At 74.7% G+C, this 7,912-nt stretch carries 8 protein-coding genes and 2 pseudogenes; 3 read left to right on the top strand and 7 right to left on the bottom strand.

Annotated features, from left to right (window positions below; all coding sequences use genetic code 11):
- Both ACW0Q9_RS26910 and ACW0Q9_RS26905 read left to right on the top strand, forming a co-directional pair.
- Nucleotides 1-210 (top strand): annotated as a pseudogene (locus ACW0Q9_RS26910) (hypothetical protein); the annotation flags it as partial.
- Nucleotides 207-596: a VOC family protein gene (locus tag ACW0Q9_RS26905; RefSeq protein WP_456185963.1), complete on the top strand. Its 390-nt coding sequence runs from the start codon at nucleotides 207-209 to the stop codon at nucleotides 594-596. The pseudogene ACW0Q9_RS26910 and the gene ACW0Q9_RS26905, both read left to right, overlap by 4 nt.
- Before the next feature lie 42 nt (nucleotides 597-638).
- Here ACW0Q9_RS26905 and ACW0Q9_RS26900 read toward each other — a convergent pair whose 3' ends face one another.
- From ACW0Q9_RS26900 to ACW0Q9_RS26890, 3 genes are all read right to left on the bottom strand, one after another.
- Nucleotides 639-1,433, bottom strand: coding sequence for a maleylpyruvate isomerase family mycothiol-dependent enzyme (locus ACW0Q9_RS26900; RefSeq protein ID WP_456185961.1), 795 nt, complete (start codon nucleotides 1,431-1,433; stop codon nucleotides 639-641).
- A gap of 72 nt (nucleotides 1,434-1,505) precedes the next feature.
- Complete coding sequence (locus tag ACW0Q9_RS26895; protein ID WP_456185959.1) at nucleotides 1,506-1,895, bottom strand: DUF2267 domain-containing protein; 390 nt, start codon at nucleotides 1,893-1,895, stop codon at nucleotides 1,506-1,508.
- Between the two features lie 55 nt (nucleotides 1,896-1,950).
- Nucleotides 1,951-2,334, bottom strand: a complete 384-nt coding sequence (locus tag ACW0Q9_RS26890; RefSeq protein ID WP_456185957.1) for a PPOX class F420-dependent oxidoreductase — start codon at nucleotides 2,332-2,334, stop codon at nucleotides 1,951-1,953.
- A 194-nt stretch (nucleotides 2,335-2,528) separates the two neighbouring features.
- Here ACW0Q9_RS26890 and ACW0Q9_RS26885 point away from each other — a divergent pair, with 194 nt between their 5' ends.
- Nucleotides 2,529-2,981 carry a winged helix-turn-helix transcriptional regulator gene (locus ACW0Q9_RS26885; RefSeq protein ID WP_456185955.1) on the top strand — a complete coding sequence of 151 codons (453 nt, stop codon included), beginning with the start codon at nucleotides 2,529-2,531 and terminating at the stop codon, nucleotides 2,979-2,981.
- 55 nt (nucleotides 2,982-3,036) lie between these two features.
- Here the strand turns inward: ACW0Q9_RS26885 and ACW0Q9_RS26880 are convergent, their stop codons facing one another.
- From ACW0Q9_RS26880 to ACW0Q9_RS26865, 4 genes and pseudogenes are all read right to left on the bottom strand, one after another.
- A complete protein-coding gene (locus tag ACW0Q9_RS26880; RefSeq protein WP_456185965.1) occupies nucleotides 3,037-4,896 on the bottom strand; it encodes a transketolase in 1,860 nt (619 codons plus the stop codon).
- Between the two features lie 130 nt (nucleotides 4,897-5,026).
- Nucleotides 5,027-6,289, bottom strand: a complete 1,263-nt coding sequence (locus ACW0Q9_RS26875; protein WP_456185953.1) for an MFS transporter — start codon at nucleotides 6,287-6,289, stop codon at nucleotides 5,027-5,029.
- 195 nt (nucleotides 6,290-6,484) lie between these two features.
- Nucleotides 6,485-7,450 (bottom strand): membrane protein, encoded by a 966-nt coding sequence (locus tag ACW0Q9_RS26870; protein WP_456185952.1) that lies wholly within the window; start codon nucleotides 7,448-7,450, stop codon nucleotides 6,485-6,487.
- A 73-nt stretch (nucleotides 7,451-7,523) separates the two neighbouring features.
- A pseudogene (locus ACW0Q9_RS26865) lies at nucleotides 7,524-7,912 on the bottom strand (hypothetical protein); the annotation flags it as partial.

Below are 7,912 nucleotides of genomic sequence, written 5' to 3'. Positions count from 1 at the left end.
ACCGCCCCGAAGACGTTCCGGGCGGACTGGGCGGGCGGGCCGACCCGGATCGCGGTCGGCTTCACCCCGGTGGGCGAGGCCAGGGCCCGGGTGGCCGTCCTGCACGAGAAGCTGGCCGACGCCGGAGAGGCCGACCGGCTCCGGGCGTACTGGCGGGACCGGCTCGACGCGCTGAAGCAGCTGCTGGAGCAGGGAGAGGTGAGCCGATGAGCGCCGCGACGTTCGTCAACCTGCCGGTGGCCGATCTCGACCGGGCGGTCGAGTTCTTCACCGCCCTGGGCTTCACGGCCGGGCCCCGGCAACCCGGCGGGGACAGCGCCCAACTCACCCTCGGCGAAACCACCCACCTGATCCTGCACACCCCGGCGGCCTTCGCCGCGTTCGCCGGGGCCGAGGTGTGCGACACCGCCACCAGCCGGGAGGTGATCGTCGGCCTCGGCGTCGATCTGCGGGAGCAGGTGGACGCGCTGGTCGACGTGGCGGTCCTCGCGGGTGGCACCTCGCTCGGCCCCGGTCAGGACCTCGGGTTCATGTACATGCGCGGGTTCCGGGACCTCGACGGCCACCAGTGGTCGTTCCTGCACCTGCCCGGCTGAGCCGGTGTGGGGCCGGCGGCCACCCGGCCGCAGGCCCCACCGTCAGCCGAACGCGACCCGCTCTAGCCAGAAGTCGAGCAGCTTCGCGTCGCCGAGGACCTCGACCACGGTGGTGTCGACGGGGCGCCGCCGGTAGATCAGCAGCAGCAGCTCGGTGACCGGGCCGCGGACCGCCACGGTGGCCTTCTCGTGCGCCCGCCGCCACGCGAGGGTGTCCCCGGTGAGGTCCACCAGCCACTCCGCGCCCAGCTCGGCGGGCACGTCGGTGGCGTGGAAGTGCAGCGTGCGGTCGGGGCCGAGCAGCTCGCGCTGGTGCGGGTGGAAGTCCAGCATCTGCGGCAGGGAACCCAGCTCCATCCACTCGTCCACCGCGTCGACCGCCACCGCCGGGTCGACCGCGAAGTCCACGCCCAGGGCGAGGGCGGCGTCGGCGCGGTGCAGCAGCGTCTCGTGGGCGAACCGGCGCGCCCAGAACACGCCGGCGGCCGGCACCGCGAGCGGCGTCCAGGTGGCCACGTCGGGGCCGGCCTCGCCGAGCGCGTCGGCCAGCGCGGCGGCGCTCTCCACGAGCCAGGGACCGACCACCGCCGGCTCCTCCCGGGCGTAGGGCGCCAGGTCCCGGAAGTGGGTGTCCGACGGCGGCCCCTCGGCCCGGGTGCTCACCACCTCGGCGGCCCAGCGCTGGCCGCCGCCGAGGTGCCGGGCCAGCTGGCCGACGTTCCACCCCGGGCAGGACGGGACCGGCGTGGTCAGGTCGGCGCCGTCGAGGTGGGTGCGGAGCAGGTCGCTCTGGGCGACGATCTCGGCGCGGTGGCGGTCGAAGCTCAGGGCGGCCATCAGCCCAACCTAGCGGCCGGCCGACCGCCCCGCGGGGAGCCCGGCGGGCGTTTCGACCACCCCGGCGGCCGGTCAGGGCGTGCGCGGCACCGGCTGGGCGAGCGCGCCGATCTCCCGCGGCAGCTCCGCCAGGGCCTGCTCGAACTCGGCGTGCCCGACCACCCGGTGCAGGGTCTGCAGCACCGCCCGCGCACCTCGCTCGGCGATGTCCGGCGCCGTGCCGGCCCGGTCGGCCACCCGGCGCAGGAACTCGTCGTAGCCGAACGCCTGCGGCTCCTCGGGACGGGCCCGGGCCAGCAGCGGGCGCAGCTCGTGCGCCACGTGGTCGGCCAGGTCGGCCGCCTCGCCGCCGCTGATCCGCTCGGCCAGGGTACGCAGGGTGGCCTCGGTCAGGGATCGCGCGGTCTCCGCCGGCACACCCGCCCGCGCGGCCACCTTCGCCACGAACTCCAGCTCCGCCATCGCTCGGTCCTTCCGTCCCGGAGACCGCGTGGCTACCCGTTCCGGCCGCGGGTACTCATCCGATCCCGACGGTCTGTCGCTGGGGCTCGATCACGGCCACGACGCGTTCCTGCCCCCGGGGATAGGGCACGCCGGTGTACTTCGTGGCCACCTCGTCGACGATCGGCCACGCCGCGTCGCCCTCGATCCACTCGACGACGTGCCCGCGGATCACGACGGGTTCGAACGGGTTGTCGACGGGCGCGATCGACAGCGCCACGCGGGGGTCGCGGCGCAGGTTACGGGCCTTGCGGGAGCCCGGACCGGTGAAGACGACGATCCGGTCGCCGAGGGTGCCGATCCACAGAGGAACGGCGTGGGGCGAGCCGTCCGGGAGGACGGTGGCGAGGTGAGCGATCGAGGTGCCGTCGAGGACGCGGCGGACGTCGGGGTCGAGCATGTGGGTGCTCCTTGTCAGCGGGTCGGCGGCGAGCGTCATCGGACGACCGCGTAGTGGAGATGGGTCACGCCGGGCGCCGGACTGACCTCGGCGGTACGGAGCGGCGCGGTCGGGTGCGGCGGTTCCTTGAAGAGACTCTGTGACCGTAGCAGCCGAAGTTCCTTCAAGGAACCCAAACTTGCTAGACTGATGCCATGCAGCGCACAAAATTCGGCGACATGGCCTGCTCGATCGCGCGCACGCTCGACGTGATCGGCGAGCCCTGGTCACCGCTGGTCCTGCGCGACATCTATGCGGGGTTCACCCGGTTCGAGCAGATCCAGGCGGATCTCGGCATCTCGCGCAAGGTGCTGACCGAGCGGCTGAACCACCTCGTCGAACAGGGGGTGCTCGAGCGTCGGCCCTACGACCGGCGACCCCGGTACGAGTACGTGCTGACCGAGAAGGGCACCGAACTCGTCGACCTGCTGATGGTGATGGTCGGCTGGGGCGACAAGTGGCTCGCCGGTCCGGCCGGCGCGCCGGTGCTGTACCGCCATCAGGCGTGCGGCGAGGTCAGCAGGGTCGACCTGCGCTGCGCGCACTGCGGCGAGCCGATGCACGCCCGCGACGTCGAGCTGCTGCCCGGGCCGGGTGCGGCGATCTGACGCCGCCGCGCCGGTGACCCGGCCTGCCGGCGCGTCGGGCCCCGCGCGGTGACGGTCAGGCCAGGGCGCGCGCCGCGCTGACGATCGCGCGGGCGCCGATGCCCGCCCGGTCCATCTGCTGGGTGGGCGTCCCGGAGCCGGGGAGTCCGCTTACCGCCAGGTGGGTCACCCGCACCGGCTCGGCCAGGTCGGCCAGCGACTCCAGCACGGCGGAGCCCAGCCCGCCCTGCGGGTAGTGGTCCTCGACCACCACCAACCGGCCGCCGGTGTCCCGCACGGTGTCGAGCAGCCGCTGCCGGTCCACCGGCTTGATCGAGTAGAGGTCGACGACCCGGGCGTCGATCCCCTCGCGGGCCAGCTCCTCGGCGGCGGCCAGGCAGTTGTGCACGGTCACCCCGGCGCCGATGAGCGCCACGTCGCCGCCGTCGCGGAGCAGCTTGCTGCCGCCGATCGGGAAGTCCTCCCCGTTGTCGTAGAGCACCGGGTACTTGCCGCGGGTGGTGCGCAGGTAGCTGACGCCCTCGCGGTCGACCATGGCGGCGACGAGGGCCGCGCAGGAGACCGCGTCGCTGGGACAGAGCACGGTCGACCCGTGCACCGCGCGCAGGGCGGCGAGGTCCTCCAGCCCCATCTGCGAGGGGCCGTCCGGGCCGATCTCCACGCCGGCGTGCGAGCCGGCGAGGGCGATGTCGGCCCGGGAGATGCCGGCCATCCGGATGAAGTCGTACGCGCGGGAGAGGAATGCGGCGAAGGTGGCCGCGAAGGGCCGGTAGCCGCGGACCCGGAGCCCCACCGCGGCGGCGATCATCTGCTGCTCGGCGATGAACATCTCGAAGAACCGGTCCGGGTACGCCTCGCCGAACTTGTCGGACCGGGTGGAGTCGCTGACCTCGCCGTCGAGGGCCACCACGTCCGGCCGGGCGGCGCCCAGCGCGCGCAACGCGTCCCCGTACGCGTTGCGGACGGCCACCTTCGCCCCCTTCTCGTACCGGGGCAGCTCCGGTGGCTTCGCGGCGGCGGGGGCGGGCGCCGGCGGCGTGGCGGCGGGCCGCGGCCCGGCGACCCGGATCTGCCGCACGCCGCCGAGGGCCTGGACGGCGCGCTCGGCCTGGTCCGGCTCGAGCGCCTTGCCGTGCCATTCCGGCCGGTTCTCGATCTCGGGCACGCCCTTGCCCTTGACGGTCCGGGCGAGCACCACCGTCGGGCCGGTCGCCTGCCGGGCCCGCCCGAAGGCCTCGTCGATGGCCGCCAGGTCGTGGCCGTCGACGACGAGCGGGTGGCAGCCGAACGCCTCGACCCGCCGTCGGTAGGTGTCCAGGTCCCACTCCAGCTCGGTCGGTCCCCGCTGGCCGAACCGGTTCACGTCCACGATCGCGGTGAGGTTGCGCAGCCCGTAGTGGCCGGCCTTGTCCAGCGCCTCCCAGATGGATCCCTCGGCCGTCTCGCTGTCGCCGCAGAGCACCCAGACATGGAACGGCAGCTTGTCCAGGTACTGCCCGGCCAGGGCGATGCCGACGCCGACCGGCAGCCCCTGGCCGAGCGAGCCGGTCGCGGTGTCGACCCAGGGCAGGACGGGGGTGGGGTGGCCCTGCAGGCGGGAGTTCGCCTGCCGGTAGGTCTCCAGCAGTTCCTGCTCGCTGATCGCGCCGGTGGCCCGGAAGACCGCGTACAGCAGCGGCGAGGCGTGGCCCTTGGAGAAGATCAGGTGGTCGTTGCCGCGGTTGCCCGGGTACGACCAGTCGTAGCGCAGGTGGCGGGCAATGAGCACCGCGAGCAGGTCGGCGGCGGACAGGCTCGACGTGGGGTGACCGGAGCCGGCCCGGGTGCTGCACCGGATCGAGTCGACCCGGAGCTGGGCGGCGAGGTCCGCCAGCCCGGTCAGCTCCTCCTCGCGCAGGGTGCGCTCTGCTTCCATCGTCACGCCGCGTCGCCTCCGTCCCGACCAGCCCACCGCCGGCCGCCCCGGGCCCACCCCGGGGACGACCGGCGCCGGTCGCTTCCGCCCATACCGTAGTCAGGAAAGCCCCGTATTGTCGGGCAACTCCCTATTCGCCCGAGCCGGTCCGGCGAGTGGCCAGCCGGCCGGCCAGGGCCAGGTACGGCAGCACGGCCAGCGCGAAGGCGACCGGGTTGCCGGCCGCGCCCGCGACGACGCCGTACCCGGCGTAGACCGCGATGATGGTCAGGTCGGTGGCCATCCCCGCCACCGAGGTGACCGTCGCCCGGTCCGGCCCGCTGATCCGGGCCTGGAGCCGGACGTCGGCCAGCACGGTGGCGAGCTGGAACGCCGCGAACGCCACGCCGACCAGGACGAACCCGGCCGGGTGCCGCACCAGGGCGCCCGCGGCCAGGGCCAGCGCCGCGCCGGCCAGCAGCGCGGCGAAGCCCCGGTCGGTCAACCGCTCCCCCGCCGGGGCCAGCAGCCCGCCCACGGTGGAGCCGGCCCAGACCAGCAGGAGCAGCAGCGGCACGGTGGCCGCCGGGACCCCGGTGTCGCGGGCCAGCAGTGGCGTGTACTCGTCGAGGCCGCCCCACACCGCGGCGACCGCCGGCACCAGGAGCAGCGCCGCCCGCACCGACCGGTCGGCGCGGGCCTCGGCCAGCCCGCCGCGCAGGCTGGCCAGCCAGCCGGTCCCGACCGCGCCGGGCTGGTCCCCGCCGGCCTGGTCCCCGCCGGGCTGGTCCGCGCAGGGCTGGTCCGCGCCAGCGGGGCTGGCGCCGGCCGGCGCCCGGTGCTCCGGGAACCGGGTGGCCAGCGCGGCGGCGGCCAGACACGCCGCCACGCTCGCCGCACCGACCGCGGGATAGCCGCCCAGCGCCAGCACCGGGGCGGCCAGCCCCATGGCGCCGACCACCCCGAGCAGCTCGGCGGTCTTCGCCCGACCGGCCAGCCGGGCGTACCGGCCGGCGGCGCCGAGCCGGTCGAGTTCCGTGTAGACCAGGGCCTCCAGGGCGCCGGAGCGCAGGGCGCCGCCCGCGCCCCAGAGCAGGAAGCCGACCGCGAACGCCGGGTAGGACGGGAGAAGCACCCAGAGGGCGAAGCCGGCGGCGGCCAGCAGCGGGGCCAGGCAGAGCAGCAGCCGCCGGGAGACCGCGTCGGCCCAGGCGCCCGAGGGCACCTCCAGCAGGATGCCGGCGGCCGACCAGAGCACGAATAGCGAGGAGATCTGCCCGACCGACAGCCCGGTGTCGGCGAAGAGCAGCGCGTACACCGGGTAGAGCAGGACCAGGTCGGTGAGGAACGCGTAGGCGTAGAGCGTGGCGGCGAGCCGACGCTCGGCGGGCACGCGCGCGGAGACGATGAGCATGAGGCCTTCCCACGGGGACGTGACGGACACCGGACGTGCGGTGTCCGCGGCGGCCCGCGGGCTCGACCCTCAGCAGGGCATCAATGTCGCCAGTGCATGCGCCGATGGTAGCCGGGCACCCGCCGCACGCGCCGTCCCGCACACGGACCGGGGTGGGACCCCGCAGGGCCCCACCCCGGTCGGTGGGCGGTCGGTTCAGCGGCGGGACCGGTCCACGTCCGCCTGCGGGATGACCATCGTGGCCTCGCTGTCCGCGGCCTGCTCGGCCGTGGGCTGCCGCGGCGCGGTCGGCTGGGTGCGGTCCGGGTCGGCGTACGCCGGCACCGGCTGGGTCGGCTCCGCCGCGCCGTACGGGGCGACCGGCTGGGTCCGGTCCGCCTCGGCCTCGCCGGCCACCGGCCGGGTCAGCTCGGCGTCGGCGTACGGGCCGGTCGGCCCGGCGAACCGCGCCTCGACGTCCCGGCGCCCCGCCTGGTACGCCCGGGCGTGCGTGGCGATGGTCCGCGACTCCTCCTCGGCGCGGGCCAGCCAGTTCTCCCAGCGGCTCTGCATCGGGCGGACCAGGCCGCCGCCCACCCCGACGATCAGGATGCCGCCGACGGTGGCGAGCACGGCGATCAGCACGGGGGTGGTGACCGTGGTGGCGACGCCGATCTGGTTGAGCGCGGCGATGACGCCGAGCCCGAGGATGAACACCGAGGCGATGTTGGCGAGCACCCGGCCGTAGGAGAGGCCGCCGAGGGCGCTGGAGATGATGTCCTTCACCGCCCGGGCGATGGCCGCGGCCACGACCACGATGACGATGGCGACGAACGCCCGGGGCAGCCAGGCGACGACGCCGGCGATCAGGTCCGAGATCGGGTTCGGGCCCCAGATGCCGAAGGCGAGCTGGAGGGTGACCAGCAGCACCGCGTAGTAGGCCAGCTTGGCGACGATGTCGCTGGCGTCGTACTTCGAGCGCGCGAGGGCGGTCTTGATGCCGCCGCGCTCGACGGCCCGGTCGAAGTGGACCCGCTCCAGGACCTTGTCCACGATCTTCAGCACGGCCTTGGCGATCAGCCAGCCCACCACCAGGATGGCGACGAAGGCGACCGCCTTGGGCAGGAACAGCATCACCGAGCGGAACGCGTCACCCACCGCGTCCCCGAAGTTGTCTTTCATCGAAGGGCCTCCACGCACAGGGTCAGGGTCGGTTGACTTGGAGCTACCCTGGGCGGGTGTCGGGGAAACGCGGTCAGCCCCCGGGGCAGCGGTAGCGGACCTGCGTGCCGGCCTGCACCGGCGACGGTTCGATGATGTTGACGGTGGCCGTCCCGGTGGTCGCGCCGACCCCGCTGAACGTCCACTTGAGCGTGAGGGTGGCGGTCCGCTGGCCGCGGCCGACCCGCTCGGTGAGCAGCCCGCCCGGCGGCGCGTCCGAGCGGAACCACTGGTAGCGGATCGCCCCGCCGCGCCCGTTGGTGCGTACGGTCGCCACCACGTCGACGGTGACGTCGCAGGCCACGCCGGGTGGCCGGGGCACCGCCACGGTGACCCCCTCGACCTCCAGCGGCCGCAGCCGCTGCCAGAGGTAGAGCCCGACGACCACCAGCAGCGCCGCGGTGAGCAGCGTGGACAGCACCG

The organism is Micromonospora sp. I033 (assembly GCF_053890995.1).
This window is presented reverse-complemented; position numbering and strand designations above follow the sequence as displayed.